Origin of the sequence: Siphonobacter sp. SORGH_AS_0500 (assembly GCF_031453245.1) — a bacterium.
GTDB lineage: Bacteria > Bacteroidota > Bacteroidia > Cytophagales > Spirosomataceae > Siphonobacter.
In genome coordinates this window covers 3614261-3635064 of record NZ_JAVIYT010000001.1, presented here as the reverse complement: position 1 = coordinate 3635064, position 20804 = coordinate 3614261, and the positions used below count along the sequence as shown (strand labels likewise).

18 protein-coding genes are annotated in these 20804 nt (G+C 44.4%); 9 read left to right on the top strand and 9 right to left on the bottom strand.

Features of this window, described 5'->3' with window-relative positions:
* Positions 1 to 247: 247 nt before the first annotated feature.
* On the bottom strand, positions 248 to 1690 hold the full coding sequence (gene rpoN / locus QE357_RS15510; RefSeq protein WP_307140882.1) for an RNA polymerase factor sigma-54: 1443 nt from the start codon (positions 1688 to 1690) through the stop codon (positions 248 to 250).
* A gap of 218 nt (positions 1691 to 1908) precedes the next feature.
* Here rpoN and lysS point away from each other — a divergent pair, with 218 nt between their 5' ends.
* Positions 1909 to 3621 (top strand): lysine--tRNA ligase, encoded by a 1713-nt coding sequence (gene lysS / locus QE357_RS15505; RefSeq protein ID WP_307143527.1) that lies wholly within the window; start codon positions 1909 to 1911, stop codon positions 3619 to 3621.
* Positions 3622 to 3697: 76 nt separating this feature from the next.
* Here lysS and QE357_RS15500 read toward each other — a convergent pair whose 3' ends face one another.
* Both QE357_RS15500 and QE357_RS15495 read right to left on the bottom strand, forming a co-directional pair.
* Positions 3698 to 4156 (bottom strand): RDD family protein, encoded by a 459-nt coding sequence (locus tag QE357_RS15500; protein WP_309709257.1) that lies wholly within the window; start codon positions 4154 to 4156, stop codon positions 3698 to 3700.
* Positions 4157 to 4345: 189 nt separating this feature from the next.
* The gene (locus QE357_RS15495; protein ID WP_307140880.1) at positions 4346 to 4543 is read right to left on the bottom strand and encodes a cold-shock protein; all 198 of its coding nucleotides are present in this window, start codon (positions 4541 to 4543) and stop codon (positions 4346 to 4348) included.
* A 159-nt stretch (positions 4544 to 4702) separates the two neighbouring features.
* On the opposite strand from QE357_RS15495, the gene QE357_RS15490 reads away from it, so the two are divergent.
* On the top strand, positions 4703 to 4924 hold the full coding sequence (locus QE357_RS15490; RefSeq protein WP_307140879.1) for a PspC domain-containing protein: 222 nt from the start codon (positions 4703 to 4705) through the stop codon (positions 4922 to 4924).
* Between the two features lie 8 nt (positions 4925 to 4932).
* On the opposite strand, the gene QE357_RS15485 is transcribed toward QE357_RS15490, so the two are convergent.
* The 3 genes from QE357_RS15485 to QE357_RS15475 all read right to left on the bottom strand — a co-directional run bounded on the left by QE357_RS15485 (position 4933) and on the right by QE357_RS15475 (position 8147).
* Positions 4933 to 6243: a TolC family protein gene (locus tag QE357_RS15485; RefSeq protein ID WP_307140878.1), complete on the bottom strand. Its 1311-nt coding sequence runs from the start codon at positions 6241 to 6243 to the stop codon at positions 4933 to 4935.
* A gap of 41 nt (positions 6244 to 6284) precedes the next feature.
* Positions 6285 to 6971 carry an ABC transporter ATP-binding protein gene (locus QE357_RS15480; protein ID WP_309709247.1) on the bottom strand — a complete coding sequence of 229 codons (687 nt, stop codon included), beginning with the start codon at positions 6969 to 6971 and terminating at the stop codon, positions 6285 to 6287.
* A gap of 150 nt (positions 6972 to 7121) precedes the next feature.
* A complete protein-coding gene (locus QE357_RS15475) occupies positions 7122 to 8147 on the bottom strand; it encodes a DUF4097 family beta strand repeat-containing protein (RefSeq protein WP_309709246.1) in 1026 nt (341 codons plus the stop codon).
* Positions 8148 to 8332: 185 nt separating this feature from the next.
* Between QE357_RS15475 and QE357_RS15470 the strand changes: the two genes are divergently transcribed.
* The 7 genes from QE357_RS15470 (at position 8333) to QE357_RS15440 (ending at position 18138) form a co-directional block, all read left to right on the top strand.
* The gene (locus QE357_RS15470) at positions 8333 to 9022 is read left to right on the top strand and encodes a response regulator transcription factor (protein WP_307140875.1); all 690 of its coding nucleotides are present in this window, start codon (positions 8333 to 8335) and stop codon (positions 9020 to 9022) included.
* A gap of 125 nt (positions 9023 to 9147) precedes the next feature.
* Positions 9148 to 10506 (top strand): HAMP domain-containing sensor histidine kinase, encoded by a 1359-nt coding sequence (locus QE357_RS15465; RefSeq protein ID WP_309709242.1) that lies wholly within the window; start codon positions 9148 to 9150, stop codon positions 10504 to 10506.
* A gap of 359 nt (positions 10507 to 10865) precedes the next feature.
* Complete coding sequence (locus QE357_RS15460) at positions 10866 to 12161, top strand: TolC family protein (RefSeq protein ID WP_309709238.1); 1296 nt, start codon at positions 10866 to 10868, stop codon at positions 12159 to 12161.
* On the top strand, positions 12158 to 13282 hold the full coding sequence (locus tag QE357_RS15455) for an efflux RND transporter periplasmic adaptor subunit (protein ID WP_309709235.1): 1125 nt from the start codon (positions 12158 to 12160) through the stop codon (positions 13280 to 13282). Before QE357_RS15460 ends, QE357_RS15455 begins: the two co-directional genes overlap by 4 nt.
* Before the next feature lie 13 nt (positions 13283 to 13295).
* Positions 13296 to 16406 carry a CusA/CzcA family heavy metal efflux RND transporter gene (locus tag QE357_RS15450; protein ID WP_309709232.1) on the top strand — a complete coding sequence of 1037 codons (3111 nt, stop codon included), beginning with the start codon at positions 13296 to 13298 and terminating at the stop codon, positions 16404 to 16406.
* A 354-nt stretch (positions 16407 to 16760) separates the two neighbouring features.
* Positions 16761 to 17837 carry a M4 family metallopeptidase gene (locus tag QE357_RS15445; protein WP_309709229.1) on the top strand — a complete coding sequence of 359 codons (1077 nt, stop codon included), beginning with the start codon at positions 16761 to 16763 and terminating at the stop codon, positions 17835 to 17837.
* Between the two features lie 4 nt (positions 17838 to 17841).
* Positions 17842 to 18138 (top strand): protealysin inhibitor emfourin, encoded by a 297-nt coding sequence (locus tag QE357_RS15440; protein ID WP_307140869.1) that lies wholly within the window; start codon positions 17842 to 17844, stop codon positions 18136 to 18138.
* A 158-nt stretch (positions 18139 to 18296) separates the two neighbouring features.
* On the opposite strand, the gene QE357_RS15435 is transcribed toward QE357_RS15440, so the two are convergent.
* The 3 genes from QE357_RS15435 to QE357_RS15425 all read right to left on the bottom strand — a co-directional run bounded on the left by QE357_RS15435 (position 18297) and on the right by QE357_RS15425 (position 20347).
* Positions 18297 to 19049, bottom strand: a complete 753-nt coding sequence (locus QE357_RS15435) for a glucose 1-dehydrogenase (protein ID WP_309709226.1) — start codon at positions 19047 to 19049, stop codon at positions 18297 to 18299.
* Between the two features lie 64 nt (positions 19050 to 19113).
* The gene (locus QE357_RS15430) at positions 19114 to 19410 is read right to left on the bottom strand and encodes a chaperone modulator CbpM (protein ID WP_307140867.1); all 297 of its coding nucleotides are present in this window, start codon (positions 19408 to 19410) and stop codon (positions 19114 to 19116) included.
* A gap of 1 nt (position 19411) precedes the next feature.
* Complete coding sequence (locus QE357_RS15425; RefSeq protein WP_307140866.1) at positions 19412 to 20347, bottom strand: J domain-containing protein; 936 nt, start codon at positions 20345 to 20347, stop codon at positions 19412 to 19414.
* Positions 20348 to 20804: the final 457 nt, after the last annotated feature.

Genomic DNA, 20804 nt, shown 5'->3' with positions numbered 1-20804 from the left:
TAAAAAGGCTCTGCTAGCAATAGCAGAGCCTTTTTTAGTTTTGAATGAGTGAAGAATGTAATAAATAGGCTAGAGAGTAGATAGCTGTTTTTGCTATCTCAAAGGCTGAAGGTGAGGCTAAGAGCTGGTGTATTGTAGGTAATTCTACTTTAATGATCGATCTATTATAAAAAAGTGAGGAACTGGTTATAAACCAGTTCCTCACTTTTTTATTCACTCCTTCTATCCTTCACTCCTTCAAAATTCCCTACAGTTCTCTACGAATTTTAGCAATAGGAATATTCATTTGTTCCCGGTACTTGGCAACTGTACGTCTGGCAACGGGATAACCTTTTTCAGCCAACACCTCCTGAATTTGCTGATCGGTATAGGGGGATTGTTTATCTTCCTTTTCAATGATTTCAACGATGGCCTGTTGAATTTCCCGGTTAGATACTTCTTCCCCTTCGTCGTTTTTGACCCCTTCGGTAAATAAGTCCTTCAGGTGGATAATCCCGAAAGGCGTTTGAGCATATTTGCCTGAAGTAACCCGGGAAATAGTGGAAATGTCCATCCCGATTCGATCCGCAATATCTTTGAGAATCATGGGTTTAAGCTGACGAACGTCCCCGGTAAGGAAATAATCTTTTTGAAATTCGATGATGGCCCGCATGGTATTAAGCATGGTCTGTTCGCGTTGTTTTAACGCATCAATGAACCAGCGGGCGGAGGCTAATTTACTTTTTACAAACTGCGAAGTAGCCCGGTCGTTTTTATTCCGGGACTCAGCCATTTCAATCACCGATTTACTTAGACGGATACTGGGTAAATCCCTACCGTTCAGATTGACTTCAAAATGACCGCCATCATTCGTTACAAAATATTCCGGGAGAATGTTTTCATTCACCTGTAGAGAGCTATTCTGCCCACCAACGATGGGTTTCGGATTGAGATGAGCAATAATGGACAGCACTTCCTTGAGCTGTTCATTATCAAGATCCATCACCCGCATGATCTTCTCATAATTACGCCCCGCCAGTTCATGCATGTGTTTCCTCACTACATCAAGGCTCAGTTGATTTTCGGGCGTATGAGGCTTGCGTTCCAGTTGTAATAACAGGCAGTCCTGTAAGTCACGAGCAGCGATACCCGCTGGCTCCAAAGCCCTGATAAGGGGAATGATTTCCTCGATTTCTGACTCTTCTACCCATATATTATTGGTAAAGCTGATATCATCGGCCAGATTGTAAGCGTCGTACTTGAGAAAACCGTCGTCATCGAGCGAATCAATAATGAATTCAGCAATCAGCCTTTGACGTTCATTCAGATCAATGGTACTGACTTGTTCTTTCAACTCATCTCGCCAGGTGTTTTGCTGAACCATGGGAGAGGTATAAAAATCTTCGTCTGCGGCAAAATTATCTGAACGAGTTTTATATTCTGGAATATCATCATCGGCAAATTCATCCCAGTCCCGAAAATCGTCGGTGGGCAAGTCGCTCGAATCTGTTTGAAATTCATCTGAGTTATCAACCCCGTCCTCGGTATTCTCTGGAGTTTCCACACCTTCTTCGAGAACCGGATTTTCTTCCAGTTCATCTTTGATTCGTTGTTCCAGTTCCAGTGTATTTAGTCCCAGTAAATTCAGCATCTGAATTTGCAAAGGAGAAAACTTCAGAGTCTGGCGTTGCGTTTGGGTCAGTCGCTGCATATCTCTTCCTAATATAAAAGAATACCAGTTACGTCAAAATGACGGCTTAAGTAGTGCTTTTTACAAATCTAATGCTAGTTAAAAGTAATAGAAACAATAAAACCTTAAAATTGGCCTAAAGGTTATGTCGACAGACTAGCAGTCAAGTGTTATTTTTGCATTTCATCCAAGAGATGAGCTCATTGTTAACGGCTCCATTGGGGGGCCAATTAGAGAACATGCAACTTTCTGAACAAGAATTACTCCGTCGGCAGAAACGGGAAGAATTATACCGATTAGGTATTGACCCTTATCCAGCTGAGAGTTTTGAGGTTAATGCAACGGCAGCCGATATTCATCAGAATTACGAACGGAATAAAACCGATTACAAAACTATATCAATTGCGGGGCGTCTGATGAGCTTCCGTATCATGGGTTCGGCCAGTTTTGCGGAACTTCAGGATTCTACGGGACGCATTCAGTTATACTTCCGTCGGGATGATTTATGCCCAGACGAAGATAAGACCCTTTATAATACGGTATTCAAGAAGTTACTGGATATTGGTGATATCATCGGTGTGAAGGGATATGTCTTTACGACTCAGACGGGTGAAATCTCGATTCATGTTCAGGAGTTTAAGATTCTTACTAAATCACTGCGTCCATTGCCCATCGTTAAACGGGATGACGAAGGAAATACGTATGATGGTTTTACTGATCCTGAATTACGTTACCGTCAGCGGTACGTGGATTTGATCGTTAACCCGGAAGTAAAAGACATTTTCGTAAAGCGGGCAAAAATCATTTCGACCATGCGTCGGATTTTTGATGATCGTGGCTGGCTGGAAGTGGAAACACCTGTGTTGCAACCCATTCATGGTGGTGCTGCCGCTCGCCCATTCAAGACGCACCATAATACGCTGGATATGCCTTTGTATCTGCGGATTGCGAATGAATTATACCTGAAACGCCTCATTGTGGGTGGTTTTGAAGGCGTATACGAGTTCGGCAAAATGTTCCGTAATGAAGGGATGGACCGCACGCATAACCCGGAATTTACTTCGCTGGAATTCTATGTAGCTTATAAAGACTACAACTGGATGATGGATATTACTGAGGAAATTCTGGAGAAAGTAGCGGTTGCCACGAATGGCCAAACGAAAGTTCAGATTGGTGATAATCTTGTTGATTTCCAGGGCCCTTATACTCGCATGACGATTTCGGAAGCGATTCTGAAGCAAACGGGTATTAACGTAGATACCTTGAGCGAAACAGAACTGCTGGAAGAAGCAAAGAAGCTGGGTATCGAAGTAGATGCTACGATGGGTAAGGGTAAACTGATTGATGAAATCTTCGGTGAAACCGTGGAAAGTAACCTCATTCAGCCGACGTTCATTACGGATTACCCGCTGGAAATGTCTCCCTTAACCAAGAAACACCGTTCGAAATCCGGGTTGGTGGAACGTTTTGAAATCTACGTAAATGGAAAAGAAATTGCTAATGCTTATTCGGAGCTAAACGATCCGATTGATCAGCGGGAGCGTTTTGAAGATCAGTTACGTCTGGCGGAACGTGGGGACGAAGAGGCGATGGCTCTGGATGAGGATTTCATTCGCTCGCTGGAATACGGAATGCCACCAACCGCCGGTATTGGCTTTGGTATTGATCGTCTGACCATGATGATGACCAATAATGCCAGCATTCAGGAAGTATTATTCTTCCCCCAAATGCGTCCTGAGAAAAAAGTGGAAGTATCTACCGAAGCTGATTACGTAGCGGCTGGTATTCCCGCAGAGTGGGTACCCGCCATCCAGAAAATGGGCTTTGTTACCGTTGAGGCTTTGAAAGGAGCTAATGCTAATAAAGTATTCAACGATTTAGGTGGATTACGTAAAAAATTGAAAATCGAAGCGAAAATGCCAAGCCTGGATGAAGTAAAAACCTGGGTTTAGATAAATGGGTTGTTCACCGTTTTTAGGGCAACCTTACTAAAAGAAACGGAGACCTGATTTCAGGTCTCCGTTTCTTTTATAGCTTAATTACTCTGGTATTGGTCCATTGGTCATGCCAGGGAATGAGATCAAACACAGCGGAGAACAGTTCAAAGGGAACGCAACGGCTGAAGTTTCGTTTCAAAAAACTAAGGGTAGATGGCGTTTCACCGTCTTCCGTGAGCACTTTCGTTTTGGTAATCCATTTGCCCAGTGAACGGCCTTTCGTAAGTGTTTCCTGAAAAGTCATGAATAAGGCATACACCAGCGTTGCTATTAATCTGTGCAAAAACTCATATTTGCCTTCGAAGGAGTTAGCAAAGGTGTCAGCGGTTTGTTCATCCGTGAAACTTAATACAATAGAGAAGATAACGACTATTACAAAGTAGAAAATCAGAAAAAAAAGGCTGTCAATGATGAAGTTCCAGAAGCGAGCCCATTTAGAGGCAAGCGATTGTTCAACCGTTTCAAAAGGTGAGTAAAAGAGTTGTTTCATAGAGCAGAACATAAAAGTTATTAGGTGGAGCATTAGCCTTCACAATTACTTAATAGAAAAGGTGAGGGCTGATATTTTTTAAAAGATAATCTTTGCTTTCTCTAACCTCGTTAGGAGATTAGGTAATTATAAAAAGGAAATCCCGAACTCAGAAGAGTCCGGGACCGGAGTTGAGAAATTACTTATGAATTAAGCTAACTTCTGAACGTTCACTGCGTTCACGCCTTTTTTACCGCTGATCGTTTCGTAAGAAACGCGATCATCCTGACTGATTTGCAGACCATTTAATCCAGTGACGTGAACGAAAATGTCCTGTCCCGTGGCGTCGTCAACAATAAAACCGAAGCCTTTGCTTTCGTTGTAAAACTTAACTGTACCTGTGTTCATAACAAATTAAATATTGAAACGGAAGATTTACCCGAAATAAAAGATAATTTTTATAGGATAATACAGTTTAGCTAAAAAAAATTTTTTGTTAAAAGCTGGAATGAATTTTTCACTATCATTTTAGATTGCTAATTTCGAACATAAAACAACCGTCCAACCATGAACCGCTTTCGATATATTATTGAAAATCAAGCATTTGGTGTTTGTTCAGTGATCGGAGAGCGTTTGGGCATATCCGCGAGCAGCATTCGAATTTATTTTATCTATACTTCCTGTCTTACCATGGGCTCGCCGCTAGTCCTTTACCTAATTATGGCCTTTTGGATGAATTTCAGTAAACACCTTCGTCGCCACCAGAACCCAACCGTTTGGGAATTATAGCTTAGAAATTAGTCAACGAACAGGTTTTTACCCTGATAATAATCCAGAATTTTCACGCGAAATAAGTAATCGTACCGAGCCTGTACCTGATTGAGTTTAGCCCGATCGAGGTTCGTTTTGGCAATGTTATACTCCACGACATTTAGCGTTCCGGCCTGAAAACGGCTCTCGGCTGCATTCAGTGTTTCCGTGAAACTCACTACCTGATTTTCCAGGGCTTCGTAACGCATTTTAGCAACTTCCAGGTTTGCATAAGCCTGTTCAATACCCTGTTTCACCTGGACTTGGGCATTATAAACCTGTACTTCCGCTTTTTTCTTATCCACAATGGCATTCTGGATCCGGTTTTTGTAAAGCCAGCTTCTGAAAATAGGAATAGACAAATCCAGCGAGAAATTCCGGTTGAAGTTATTACCAAGCTGGTCGGCGTAATTGATACTGGCGGTAGAAGAATACCGGGTACTGATGAATGAATTCAGAGAAAGCTGCGGCGTAAGTAGTCCTTTTTGGGCTCGAACCAGTTGCTCCATGCTTAAAACCCGATACTTGGCCGCTTTAATAACCGCCAGATTCTGATCAGCCGATTCATAAATCTTGGTAGCGGATGTCTCATAACCCATCTCTCCTTCGGGAGCCAGACGTTCCAGTGTAAAATCCAGCGGTGTTTGGGGGCTGTTTAGCGTTTGCCAGAAAGTTAATCGATTCAATTTTAACTGACCCTGTGCGTTAACCAGACTTAACTGATCGTTAGCAACCTGAGATCCCAGCGTATACTCGTCGGAGGGAGCTAAATTTCCAGCTTTTACTAACTCTGCGGTACGTTCAAGCTGCATTTTAGAAGCTTCCAATTGTTGCGTAGCCAGGTTTACCTGATCTTCACTGCTTAATACCTGCAAATAAGCCAGAATGGTATTGATGGTAATGACGTCTTTAGCCTGTTGCACGTCCTGTTCGGTTGCTTTTACCAGTAAATCATTCTGACGAATCATGTTTCGATAATACAGACCGTTGTATAAAATCAGGCTTGCCGACAGACTGAAGTTAGAGGCATTAAGTTGCTGATTGACATATCCGTTTGTATAAGGGTCAATGCTGCGACCGTAGTTGAGTGACTGCGAAGCATTGGCCTGAGCCGAAGGTAACAACGCTAACTTCGACTGTAGCAGGTTGTTACGACTTGTTTCTACGGTTAGTTCGTTTTGCCGTACGTTGAGGTTATTGCGAATGGCAATGCTAACGGCCTCTTTGAGGGTCATAGGTGTCTGAGCCTGTAGCATACCGCTAAGGAGCAGGAAACCTCCGAGAATAAGTTTTTTCATACGCTTGACTGGCTTTCTTTGAAGAATGGGGGAAGGTTAGGTTAGATCATAGATTCGACCCGAATGTCTTCAACGATTTTACCATCGTTCAGGTGAAGAATTCGATTGCCGTATGAAGCATTCTTTTCAGAGTGAGTTACCTGAATGATCGTGATACCTTCCTGATTCAATTGCTTGAAAATCTGCATGATTTCTTCCGCCTGAGCCGATTGAAGATTACCCGTCGGTTCATCGGCAAGAATGATTTTGGGCTGACCAATTAGTGCCCGGGCAATGCCTACCAGTTGCTGCTGTCCGCCGGAAAGCTGATTTGGGAAAAGGTCTTTTTTGGCGACCATATTAAACCGATCCAGAATATCAGCGATACGACTTTTGCGTTCGGAGCTGGGCACGTTCTTGTATAAAAGTGGCGTTTCCAGGTTTTCGTAAACGGTTAATTCATCAATTAAATGATAGGCCTGAAATACGAAACCAATGTAAGCTTTGTATAACTCCGAACGTTTCTTTTCGCTCAGTTTCTGGACGGGTTGATCCAGAAATAAATACTCGCCGGAAGTAGGCTGGTCCAGCAAGCCAATGATATTCAGTAAGGTCGATTTCCCGGCTCCCGAAGGCCCCATGATGCTTACAAATTCGCCTTCTTTGATTTCAGTAGAAACGTGGCGAAGAATATAGGTTTTGGTGAAACCGTTCTGGAAATATCGTTCAATGTCGTTCAGTACAATCATGGTAAAACTGTTTGGTATCTTTAATTTCTAAAGGTGTGCCAAACTTTAAAATATTGAAAAATTGCTTAATAATCACATGGTTATAAAATAAATATGTCCGAAAACGAACAACCGGGTGTACGCTTTCGGACATCAAATTAAGCAGGATTCTTACTGAATTGAAACGTGGTTAGTAGCACTAATAGTGACAGGAATTACGCCACCGTTCAGTTTGCCATTCACGTGATATTCATCGGCTTCACCCCGAAAACCAGCCAGGGGAAATTTCACGCGGTTACCCCGAATGGTCAAATCTACACTAGGGTTTTCAGGCAGGCGAACCCTCACACTACCTGCGGATGACCGCAGTCTCAGATACTTGTTAAGCTGTTTTACGTCTACGTCTACGCTTCCGGCACTGCTTTCCGCGTCGAGAGCGGCTGTCATTTCGGATAGACGAATGCTGCCTCCTGAAGTTCGGGTATGCAACTCGCCCGCAATGGCTTCACCGTTAATGCTTCCCCCGCTAGTGATAGCGTCAATCATGCCATTGAGGTGATTCATGCGGAGACTGCCGCCGGATGTTCTGAGATTGATTTTTCCGGTCAGGTCTTCGGCATGAATGCTTCCGCCTGAGGTTTGCAGATCCATTTCGTCGCTGCATTTTTCCAAGTGAATGCTTCCGCCGCTGGTACGTCCGTGGATTTTGCCGGCAACGTCTGTCATGTGCAGACTCCCGCCGCTAGTTTGAAATTGTTGGGAACCTTTCAGGTGCGATAGTCGAATACTTCCTCCACTGGTTCTCAGATCGGTAGTGAAATTTTGTGGCGTGAAGACTTTGAAGGAAATACTAATCGAACGCTTTGAATCCCATTCTACGTCTGATTTACGACGGGAAGAAAGAACGACAGAAGAGCCTTCCGTTTTCATCACCAAATCATAGTCAGACAGGCGTTTTTCTATTTCTGCTTTATCCAGTTTATTGGCAGGCCAGTTATTAAGCGTTACATACATTTCCACTTTTACGTCCTTATCCGTACCGCCATGCACTTGAATACTTCCGCCGGAGATATCCACCCGAACCTCGGAAAGGTTACCCGTGAAAGTTTTGGTTTGATAAGGTTCGTCCTGATTAGACTGAGCTGCCAGCGAGCCAGTAGCCAGCAGAAGTACAGAAAAAAGTAAATGACGTTTCATAGTAAAGTTTTTTACGTTTGGGGTAAAGACGTAAACAGAGCCTTAAACGTTGCATCGATGAGGATTTGCCTGCAAAGAGAAAGTGGCCTTGAGTGCACTAGGAAAGTTTTACAAGCTTACTTGAACAATAGAAACCTACATTTGTCTTTTCAGCAGTGGTCGTTGGACGAAACTAGTTAATGCATATGCCTAAAATATTGTTGGTAGAGGATGATAGTCGGGTGGCTTCTTTTGTGGAAAAAGGCCTTCGGGAAAAGTTATTTCAGGTGAAGCACGTGGAGAAAGGTTATGAGGCCGTTGAAGAATGTCTTCATCAGGAATATGATGCAATCATTCTGGATATTATGCTGCCTGATCTGGACGGGTTTGATGTGTGTCGGACCATTCGCCGCCGGGAAATCAATGTGCCCGTGATTATGCTGAGTGCTCTGAATACGCCCGAAGAAAAAATTCAGGGGCTGGAAGCTGGAGCGGATGATTACCTGGGGAAGCCCTTCAATTTTTTGGAGTTAATTGCCCGGATTAATGCTCAGTTGCGTCGAAAATCATTCGAAAAGGGAAATTTCGATCAGTATGTGTATCATGATTTAACGATTAATCTGGATCGGCATATCGTAAAACGAGGTGATACGGAAATTACCTTATCGCCCCGTGAGTTTAAGTTACTTTTGTTCTTTATGCAAAATAAAGAACGCGTGGTGACGCGGGCAGAAATTGCCGAAGCAGCCTGGGACTTAAACTTTGATACCAATACTAACGTTGTCGATGTATATATTAATTATTTGAGAAATAAACTCGATAAAGGATACGATGCCAAGTTTATTCAAACGATTAAAGGGAGAGGCTATTTGTTTGAGAAATATGAGGAAAGTTAGTTGTGAGTTTGAAGTTGTTATGACTTTTTCATTGCTAACTTTTTTCTGCCACATGCTAAGAAAGTTAATTGTAATAGAGCCCTAAAATAAGTATAATATTTGTTGTTATAGTATTGTAATCAGAAATGAGACTTCGATTTAAACTTACTTTACAATCTACCTTAATATTCGCTTTAACCCTGGCGATTGTCTTTGTGGGAACATACGTCATTTTTAAACAATATACGACTAATATATTCTTTAATAAACTTACAGATCGGGCTTTAATTGCGGGATTTGTTTACTTTGAAAAAGACGAAGCAACCAAGTTAAATTACAGCAAACAGGAGTCTATTTACCGGGTTCCTCTAGTGGATGAAATTGTGCAGGTGTATGATACCACAGGGAAATTAATCTTCGTTGATCATGGTCCAGCCTTAGCTGTTAGTGAACAGCGAGTGAATGAAATATTTCATAAAAAAGAGGTTGATTTTTATCAGGATGGCCGACAGTGTGCCGGGATTTATTATCAGGATAATCAGGGGGATTTCGTTATCATCAGTTCTGGTATAAACGTCACCGGGCAGGAACGGCTGCGGAATCTGGGTATTACCATGATCTGCTTTTTCTTTGGAGGAATCGCTATTAATTTTCTTTTAAACGCCTGGCTATCCAAGCGAACGTTTCGGCCTTTCACGGAAGTCATCAATCAGGTTAATAGTATTACGGCGGAAAACCTGCACTTGAGATTACCCCAGCAAAACGGATCGAAGGAGGATGAGTTACAAAAGGTAATCGCGACTTTTAATTACTTTCTGGAGCGATTGGAAGTGAGTGTAAAGAGTCAGAAACATTTTTTGAAACACGCTTCTCACGAATTAAAAACTCCCTTGGCAGCTCTGATTGGAGAGTTGCAAGTGAACCTTCAGGAAAAAAGAACAGAAGAGGAATACCAACATTTGCTCGTTAACCTGCTGGACGATGCTCAGCATTTGAAAGCCATTATGGAAGGGTTATTAACCTTATCTGGGCTGGAATCAAATCGTACATTCCCTATCCATAAAATTCAGATGGATGATGTATTGTGGGATGTGTTAGGTAAAATAAAAATCACGCATCCTCATTCTATTATTACCGTTGAAGTAGTAGCCGAACAGGAAGATACGAACTGGTTAATCGTCGAAGGAAATGAAGTTTTACTTTCGATGGTATTAACCAACCTTATTGAAAATGCGATTAAATTTTCTAAAAATGAACCGGTCGTTATTGCCTTGAATTATACGCGTCATTTACAGATTAGTATTAAAGATCAGGGAATAGGAATTATCCACGAGGATAAGGATCGGATTTTTGATTTATTTTACCGGGGTACCAATGTGAATGCGGTGACGGGTCATGGCATGGGTCTTCACTTAACCAAACGAATTCTGGATTTACACGGTTTTCATTTAAGCTATCAATCCGTAATAAATCAGGGGTCTACTTTTGTAATTGATTTTAGCTAGTTTATTTAGTGAACTAACGTTTTGAGTACAAAGAATTTCTAATGAAATAACTTCTCAGAAGTTTTAAATTTTCTGGAGCTACCGTTAATGGCTACTTTCATAATATAAACCTGACATCCAGAGTAAAGCGAAGGACCCTCTGTAAGAATGGGAAACGTTTCTTTGCAAAGAGTAACCATAACCAAGCATTAGGGTTGACAGACGGGGCGTAATAGGTTACTTATTAGATACTCTCAAACGCTACAAACCAGACTAGATTAAAGAACTCTAATCTACTTCCAATCCACTTCTAATACTCCCGTTAATTTCGCCTTAATGTTGCCGATGCTGTTTTGTACTGATATTGTAATCGGTACACCATGCGTTTCCTCTTTTTTTTCTTTTTTCTACTCACGATAGGCAACAGTTGGGCTCAGACGGTTCCGGTAGATACCATGCGTGTGTCCCGGAGCCAGGCTGAACAGCTTTTTCTGACTAAAAACCTGCGTCTCATCGCTGAAAAGCTAACGATTTCACAGGCGGAAGCTCAGATACTACAGGCGAAAGCCTGGCCCAACCCTAACTTTTCTATTGATCAGGTTAATCTTTGGGCTACTCAGCGACAAACGCGGGGCGAAGAAGTCGTGCCGCCCCTAGGGAAAAACTTTGGTCGGAATCAGCAGTTCGCTTTTGATCTGGAGCAACTCATCCTGACGGCGGGCAAACGTCGCAAGATGGTAGCCATTGAAAAAGTGAACCGCGATCGTTCGGAGCAGTATTTCCTTGATTTACTGGTTTCGCTCAAAGCAGAATTCCGTAATCTGCTGACCGAATTAACCTACGATCAGCAGGAAAAACAGTTATTGAACAACCAGTTAACGATTCTTTCCGAGGTGCTTCGGGCTCAGGAACGGCAATACCAGAACGGTAACTTGTCCAAGGCTGAATACTTCAGAATTAAGTCTCTGGAGCTGGAACTAATGGATGATGTGCGGGAGCGGGAAAACGAAATACAGCAATCCCAGCAGCAGCTCAAAACGCTAATGGCCTTGCCTGCAGAAACGTATCTGATTATTAATGATGGGTCTGCTCTACCGGCCTATGCCGCATTGAAGCAGGGCGGTTTTCAGTTTTTCAAACAGCGGGTAAGTGAAGATCCCCCACGCTTGCGGGCGGCTCAAAGCGAGGTGGACTACGCGAAAGCTCAACATTACTACGAACAAGCCAGGAAGACACCGGACTTAACGCTAAAGGCAGGGTATGACCGCAACGGCAATACCATGCTGGATTTTCTCGGCTTTGGCGTTTCAGCAGATATACCCGTTTTCGACCGGAACAAAGGCAATATTCTTTCCAGCAAAATTGAAATCGAAAAGACCAGTCACCAGTTACAGGAGGCTCGGAATGAGTGGCAAAATCAACTCTTTAAAGCCTACGCCAATTTCGTAGCATCGAGTGATTTCTACGAACGGCTGGATGCCCGTTACGCTACCGAACTCAACGATTTGAGCGAATCCGTCAGTCGGAATTTTCAGAAGAAAAACATTAGTCTGCTGGAGTTCCTCAACTACTTCGAAGCCTTTCGGGCCAACCGCGAAACGCTGCTGAAGGCCAATAAAAATCTACGAAACTCATTGGAAGAACTTAATTATTTAGCTGGAACAGACCTACCATGAAGCTAATGTATTCTACACTCAATGGCCTGATAGTAGCTCTGTTAGGCGGGCTGGTTCTGAGTTGCCACCAAAAACCAGAACCACAGACCCAAACGGCTGCTCCAAAGGCAGACTCTACGAATTGTTTCGCCAAAGAAGTAACGGCACAAACTACAGAAGTTCATGCTTCGACGCCAATTCAGAAAATCTCACTGACGGGTAAAGTCAACTATAACCCCGACAGAGTGGTGAAGTTCGTGCCTTTGCTGGATGGCGTAGTCAGTAAGGTAAACTTTGCTCTGGGCGACTATGTGAAACAAGGCCAGGTATTACTGGAACTGCGGAGTTCGGAATTAACGAATCTGAGTTCGGAGTTAAAAACGGCTCAGGCTACGCTGCGAACGGCAGAGCGAAATCTATCCTCCGTGAAGGATATGTATGAGGACAAACTGGCAACAGAGAAAGAACTCGTGCAGGCGGAAAGTGAAGTAGACGTAGCCAAGCAAAGCATCATTAAAGCCCAGGAAACCCTGAATCTTTACGGTGGAAGTCTGGAAAAAGGCGTATTAGTAGTTCGGGCCGCCAGCAATGGATATATCGTTGAAAAAAACATCGTGGTCGGGCAACAGGTAGAAGCCGGAACGGAAGCCTTATTCACCATTTCTGACCTGAAACAGGTATGGGTGACGGCCAATATATACGCCGGGCAACTGGATCAGGTAAAAGAAGGAATGCCCGTAGAAATTACGACGACGGCGTATCCGAACACCGTTTTTCACGGAAAAATCAGCCGTTTTGCGAATGTCTTCGATCCAAATGAACGCGTGCTGAAAGCCCAGATTTTTCTGGATAATCCCGGCCTATTACTCAAACCTGAAATGTTTGTGATTATTCGGGTTCAGAAAACGGGCAAAGAAACGACCCTGGCAGTGCCGACCAAAGCCGTAGTATTTGATGACGATCGCTACTTCGTGGTTCAGTATGAGGATGAATGCCACCTCAAACTTGTCCATCTGACGCCACTTTTTCAAAACGCTGACTCTACCTATTTCCAGGGGGGCATTCAGGTTGGAGAAAAAATCCTAGTAAAGAATCAACTGCTGGTGTATAACCAATTGAAGCAAATTAAAGCCGCAAATTGAGGCTCGTAGCGTTATGTCCAAATTTGTCGAAAAGATTGTAGCCTTTTCCCTCAAAAACCACATTCTGGTCTTTTTTATGACCTTTTTGCTGGTAGGAGCAGGGGTCATTAGCTACATAAATACTCCCATTGAAGCCTTCCCCGACGTAACCAATACACGGGTACGGATCATTACTCAGTGGCCCGGACGCAGTGCGGAGGAGGTAGAAAAATTCGTAACATTGCCCATTACCCGGGAAATGAATACGATTCCGAAAAAGACTGAAGTACGTTCCGTTTCACTATTCGGGTTATCAGTAGTAACGGTACTGTTTGATGAACGCGTCGATGATTTTTACGCTCAGCAATATGCTTCCAACCGGATTAATAACGTCAATTTACCCGAAGGAGCCAATGCCGGAATTGAACCTCCCGCCGGAGCTACGGGTGAGATTTTTCGTTACGTGCTGAAAGGTGATTTACCCATTCGGGAGCTTTCTGCTTTACAGGAATGGGTTGTTGAACGCGAATTAGTAGGCGTGCCCGGTGTGGCTCAGGTTGTGAGTTTTGGCGGTGAAGAAAAGATCTATGAAATTCAGGTAGATCCCGTCGAATTAGCCAACTATAACCTGACTTCGCTAGATGTTTTCGAAGCCGTCTCCAAGAGTAATATCAACGTTGGGGGCGATGTCATCACCAAAGGCAATCAGGCTTATGCCGTTCGGGGCGTAGGTTTGCTGGAAAGTACGGCGGATATTGAGAACATCCTTATCGAAAACGTAAACGGCACCCCCGTAACCGTTGGTAATGTGGCGAAAGTATCCATTACGGCCAAGCCGCGTTTGGGGCAGGTGGGTTTACAGGATGAAGATGATCTGGTGGAGGGCGTAGTGATTATGTTACGCGGCGAAAACCCAAGCAAGGTGATTGAAAATCTGAAGTTGAAAATTGAAGATCTCAACCATCGGATTTTACCCAAAGGCGTAAAAATTGAGCCTTTCCACGATCGTTCTGAATTGGTAAGTACAACGGTGGATACCGTGACGCATAACCTCGTTGAAGGAATCGTGCTGGTTTCGGTGTTCGTTTTCATCTTTCTGGTCAACTGGCGAACCACAGTAATCGTCGCTTCGGTCATTCCGCTGGCTTTCCTCTTCGCCATCATTATGCTACGCGTTCAGGGCATTCCAGCCAACCTGATTTCCATTGGGGCGGTCGATTTTGGCTTGCTGTTGGAAGGGACGATGGTGATCGTAGAAACCGTCTTTGTGGGGCTGGACAGGCGGGCTCACGAATTGGGCATGGAACGATTTAATAAAATCTCCAAACTAGGGATTATCAAGCAAAGTGCCCGTACGGTAGCCAAGTCCATCTTCTTCGCTCAGATTATCCTGATTGTAGCCCTGTTACCCATTTTCACGTTTCAGAAAGTGGAAGGCAAGATGTTTACACCACTGGCTTTCACGCTGGGTTATGCCCTGATTGGTTCGGCCCTGTTGAGCTTGACTTATGTGCCTGCCATGTGTAAGGTATTGTTGACGAAAAACATCAAAGACCCCGAAAACCCGATTACTGATTTCTTCCGCAATGGCATTTATAAACTCTTTGCGGGAGCATTCAAAATGCCTAAAACAACCATCTCCATTTTTATTGGAGCATTTGCCATCTGTGTATTAAGTTTTGGTCGGTTGGGCTCTGAATTCATCCCCAAACTCAACGAAGGAGCTTTGTACATTCGAGCTACTTTACCCAATAGCGTCAGCCTTCAGGAATCAGTAAAGCTAACCAAAGAAATGAAGGCGAAATTTCGCTCGTTTGAAGAGGTTCGCTTCGTATTAACGCAGACGGGCCGCCCCAATGACGGAACCGATCCAACCGGATTTTTCAACGTAGAATTCCACGTGCAGTTGCACCCGAAGGATCACTGGAAACGGAAAATTTCCAAGGAAGAGTTATTAGAAGAAATGGAAAAATCACTCAGTATCTATCCCGGAACCATTTTTAGTTTTAGTCAGCCGATTATGGATAACGTCGAGGAATACGTGGCAGGTGTGAAAAGTTCACTGGTGGTGAAAGTGTTTGGAGACGATTTATTCCAGCTCGAAAAAACGGCTGACCAGATTGCGGCAGCGATTAAAGATGTGCCCGGCGTGCAGGATTTGAACGTATTTCGAAACATTGGTTCGCCCGAATTACGCGTCAAGTTCGATGAAAAACGCATGGGCCGTTACGGGGTAAGCATGGCCGATGCCCAGTCCGTGATCGAAATGGCCATTGGCGGAAAAGGGGCCTCCCATTTTTACGAAAATGAACGCCTGTTTGACATTCGGATTCGCTACGCAGAGTCGTTCCGGCAGTCAGAAAAAGAGATTGCTAACATTCTGGTGCCAGCGAACGGAACTTCGAAGGTGCCACTGTATGAAATTGCGGATATTTCTTTCCATACGGGACCCGCCTTTATTTACCGAGAAGGCAGTAGTCGTTACATTGCTATTGGTTTCTCCGTTCGGGGCCGCGATTTGGGAAGCACCATCCAAGAGGCTCAGCAGAAGGTAAAAGAAAAGGTAACCTTGCCCGATTCGTATCAGATGAGTTGGGCGGGGGAATTTGAAAGTCAGCAGCGGGCCACGGGTCGTTTAGCAGTCATCGTTCCCATTTCGTTGTTAATGATTTTCTTTCTGTTGTACATCAACTTCGGAAATCTCAAAGACACAATGATTTCGCTGGTAACCATTCCGTTTGCCTTTGTCGGCGGATTCCTTTCGCTTTATTTGACGAACACCATTTTTGGAATCTCGGCAGGAATCGGTTTCATCATTCTTTTTGGGGTAGGAACCATCGACGGAATTATTCTCATCGGGGTTATGAAAGATCTATTACGAAGGGGATATACACTGAAAAAAGCCATTAAAGAAGGCGTTTTTTCGCGGATTCGTCCAGTCTTTATGATTGCCGTAATGGGTTCGGCGGGGCTATTACCAGCAGCCATGTCCACCGGTATGGGCTCCGAAATTCAGAAACCGCTGGCCATTATGATCGTAGGGGGATTGATCATCTGTATGATTCTTTCGCTGATTGTATTGCCGCAGGTATTCTATCTGGCCTACCGACCCGGACTGCGAAAACGCGGGATCGCTGATGAGTAAAAACCAATAAGAGTGCCTTTTAAATCTGGGTGGCTGGACTAGTCTAACACCCAGATTTTTTATGTCTAAAACTGGATAGAGCAATAGGAGTGAATGTCTACTTTTTAGGTAATGGGTGACTTACCTGACCGCTGCCATCGTGGCCCGGCTAGCTTTTTGCTGGCAGCAGGAGTTAGGGATTATAGAGTTAGTATGGTTAGGTTGTTGCTGTCAGCGGAAAAAGTTGGTTGGGGCACGATGACCGCTGCTGAGTTGGGGCAACCGTGTTAAAATTTATCTTGGGCCGGTTTTTTTCATAAATTGAGGGAAGCTAATGTCTACCTAAAATTCTACCAATCTTTGAACCTGGCTTGTATGTGTAACCAACCTCATCGTCACTCCATTCATTGTATTGTGCCGCCTTACATGACGGATCAACTGGTTCGGTCATCAAATCCTGAAATACGGGACCGGGCTCTGGCTACGCTCAAAATTTCGGCGGCTTTTCGGGCGGAGCGTAAATTTGCTCAGTCTTTTCCTAGTTTAATGGTTTATGCCTTATCTGCCGAGCAGGGCAAAAATCGTTTGATTTATGATGCCCGTCAGACGGATAATCTGATGAATACCATTGTCCGAAAAGAAGGCGAGCCCGCTGGAGAAGATGTGGCGGTAAATGAGGCGTACGATTACTCGGGGGACACGTATGACTTCTTTGAAAAGCTGTTTCAACGCAATTCACTCGATGACAAAGGCATGACGCTGATTTCTACCGTTCACGTCGCTGAATCGGACTATCGGGGTGGTTACGTACCCATGAGTAATGCTTTTTGGAACGGGGAGTTGATGGCCTACGGTGATGGAGATGGAATTATCTTTAACCGGTTTACGCAATCCCTGGACGTGGTAGGGCATGAGTTAACGCATGGCGTTCAGTCGTTTACCAGCAACCTGAATTATTACGGTCAGCCGGGAGCATTGAACGAGCACTTCTCGGACGTTTTTGGCATTCTGATTCGTCAATGGAAAAAGCAGGAAAGTGCCGCAACTGCCAACTGGACGATTGGCTCAGAAGTATTAGTTCCAGCAGAAACACGTCGCGGCATCCGTGATATGCTGAATCCGGGCAAAGCTTACGTAGATGACCCCGATTTAGGCACCGATCCACAGCCTGGGCACATGAATAACTTATATACTGGACCTTACGATAACAATGGCGTTCATATCAACTCGGGTATTCCAAACCGGGTTTTTGCGTTGGTAGCTACTGAATTGGGAGGTAACGCCTGGGAAGTAGCGGGCCGCATCTGGTATGATACCCTGCTGCAATTAACCAGCTCCAGTCAGTTTAAAGACTGTGCCCGATTAACGATTCAGAATGCAGGGAGTCTTTTTGGCGAAGCTGAGAAAAAAGTAGTTCAGAATGCTTGGAAAACGGTAGGATTGACGGTATAGAAGCATGAAAGTTCAGCTCAAACAGTCTGGCGGCTTTATGGGGGCATTGAAAGAATGCACGCTGGACACGCACGCACTCGAACCCGAAGAGGCGGATACCATTCGGGATTCTGTCCAAAGAACGGACTGGAATCAGGCGGATCAGGATTCTGGAAAGCACCGGGACGGCTACCATTATTATTTGCTAGTGGAAGACCAGCAGCAAACGTATACCGCTGAATACACCGATCAAACTTTACCCGAATCGCTAAAACCACTGATTGGGATTTTGAAAAGGTATCTAAAGGCAGGTCGGTTTTAAGACAAAAATGATTCTAGTTCAGTCATCGCCATCGTGGCCGGGCCACGATGGTAGCGGTGGAGGTAGCCGTATAAAAATCAGAAAGCGGTTAGTAAGCTTGATTTGCTTACTAACCGCTTCTTAAACTTCTCTGAAACTTATTTTAGGTTATTCAAACCTTACTGAGCCAGATAACCACCGTCTACTGGATAATAAGCACCTGTTACAAATGATGCTTTATCTGAACTTAACCAGAGGACAATTTCTGCTACTTCTTCGGGCGTACCCAGGCGATTCATGGCGTGTTTGGCCGATAAAGCATCAATGGCGTCCTGATTCATATTCTGGGAAATCAGCGGAGTATTAATAAAGGCAGGACCTACGGCATTCACCCGAACCCCTTTCGTACCGTACTCCAGACCCGCATTTTTGGTCAGACCTACCACGCCGTGTTTGGCCGCTACATAGGCGGAAGAATTTGCAAAACCCACCTGTCCTAAAATCGAGGCAATGTTTACAACCGAACCACCACCTGATTGCAGAATAGCCGGAATCTGGTAACGCATGCCATAAAAAACACCCGAAAGGTTAATGCTGATGACCTTATCCCAGGCTGCAATATCATACTCGCCCACGGGAGCCGAAGGTCCGCCTACTCCGGCGTTATTACAACTGATGTGTAGAGCACCGTATGTATCCAGCGTTTGTTTGACCAGGGCTTCGTTCTCTTCGGGCTTGGACGTATCGGCTTTCACGAAAAAAGCATCGCCGCCCGCCTGCTGGATGAGTGAAACGGTTTCATTACCGCCGTTTTCATTAATATCTGAAACGACTACTTTGGCTCCTTCTTTAGCATAGGAAAGAGCAATGGCACGACCAATGCCCGAACCAGCACCCGTTACTAAAGCAACTTTATTTTCTAATGTTTTCATGGTATCAAGTACTTAAAGTAAATAAACGAACACTTAATAAGTGTACTTATATACTGAACAGTAATTAAACCCGAGTAGTGCCGTAAATGTTATTTCTTAGCAAAGAAATTTCCCGCTGAAGCGATTCCACCTTCTCAATCAGATTGGCGATGACGTCCAGCCCTTCGAGGTTAATGTTCAGGTCGTAATGCAGCCGGATGAACTTCTCCAGCCGGGGAATAGTATCTTCATGGATGTAAGTAACTTCCTGAATATTCGTTAATTCGAGTAAGCCGTAATCCTGTAACGATTCCACAAAAGTGATTTCGATATCGTAATGCGAGCAGCAGTCGCGGAGGGTAATCCATTCTGTTGTTGCCATCTTACAATTGAGCTATTTCCTTAAACAATTCCTTTTGTCGGTCCGTCAGGTTCGTAGGTATTTTGATATTCCAGGTAATAATCAAATCACCAAACTCACCTTCTTTTTTGTACACGGGAAAGCCCTTGCCCCGCAACCGGACTTTCGTTCCGTTCTGCGTTTCTGGCTTAATGGGAATTTTAACCTTGCCATTGAGCGTCTCAATCGTTACATCACCGCCCAGAATAGCCGTGTATAAGTCCAGGTCAAAAGTGGCTTGTAAGTCATTACCCTGACGTTTGAAAACGGGGTCTTCGGCAATTTTAAAAGTAATGTACAGATCGCCGTCCGGCCCGCCATTTTGTCCTGGAGCACCGTACCCCTTAAGCTTAATGACCTGTTCATGAGCAACGCCCGCCGGAATGGTAATGCGAATATTCTTGCCATTGACGGTAAGGGTTTGCTTGTGCGTTTCATAAACGTCCCGGAGATTTAACTGGAGTTCGGCGTTATAATCCTGTCCACGGAAACGCGACTGCGTCCGGCGGCTACTTCCACCCTGATTGCCAAACATCGACTGGAAGAAGTCAGAGAAATTATCTCCCGTAAATTCGGAATAGTCACCAGCGTCACCGCCAAACCAGCTACCGCCGCCCCCTCCAGAACCACCACTAGCTCCGGCGTTGGCTCCCTGAGCTCGTCGGGCCTGTTCGTAGGCTTCGTATTGCTCGGCTTGCTGCCAGTTCTCCCCGTACTTGTCGTATTTTTTTCTTTTCTCAGGATCGCTCAAAACCTCATTCGCTTCATTTACCTGCTGAAATTTAAGCGTAGCTTCGGCGTCGTTAGGGTTAACGTCAGGATGGTATTTTCGGGCCAGTTTCCGATACGCTTTCTTAATGGCGTCGTCGGAAGCAGATTTATCCAGACCCAAAATCTGATAATAATCAATGAAGGCCATATACTTTTTTCTTTCGGTTGAATACACGACTGCTGTAATGACAAAGTGTCAAATAGACAGGTGTAGTATTTATAAAATTAGCGAAAAATATATGCCAATTGGATGGGTAGCGGCTGATTATTGGTGAGAAATGGAATCAAATAAATAGGTCATAAAATAGTCTCTCACTTCAACGAGCCAAGTAGTAGAGACGCGATTAATCGCGTCTGGGTAGAGGCGGTTTTTGTTATCCGTCAGATTTCTACTGCCCAAGTTGGTATCCCCACTCAACCATTATGCTTTTATGAATGTCTGGTGGAGACACCAGCCATGGCGAGAAATAGGTAATGAAATGGTTTATCCCCCCAACAAACGTTCAGCTACACTAGTGATTTCTTAGCATCAGACGGCCAGAGGTCTACAGCCAGGTTGTCACTCGGCAGAGCCGAGCGACTGCGGACGATGCAGTCGCGTCTGG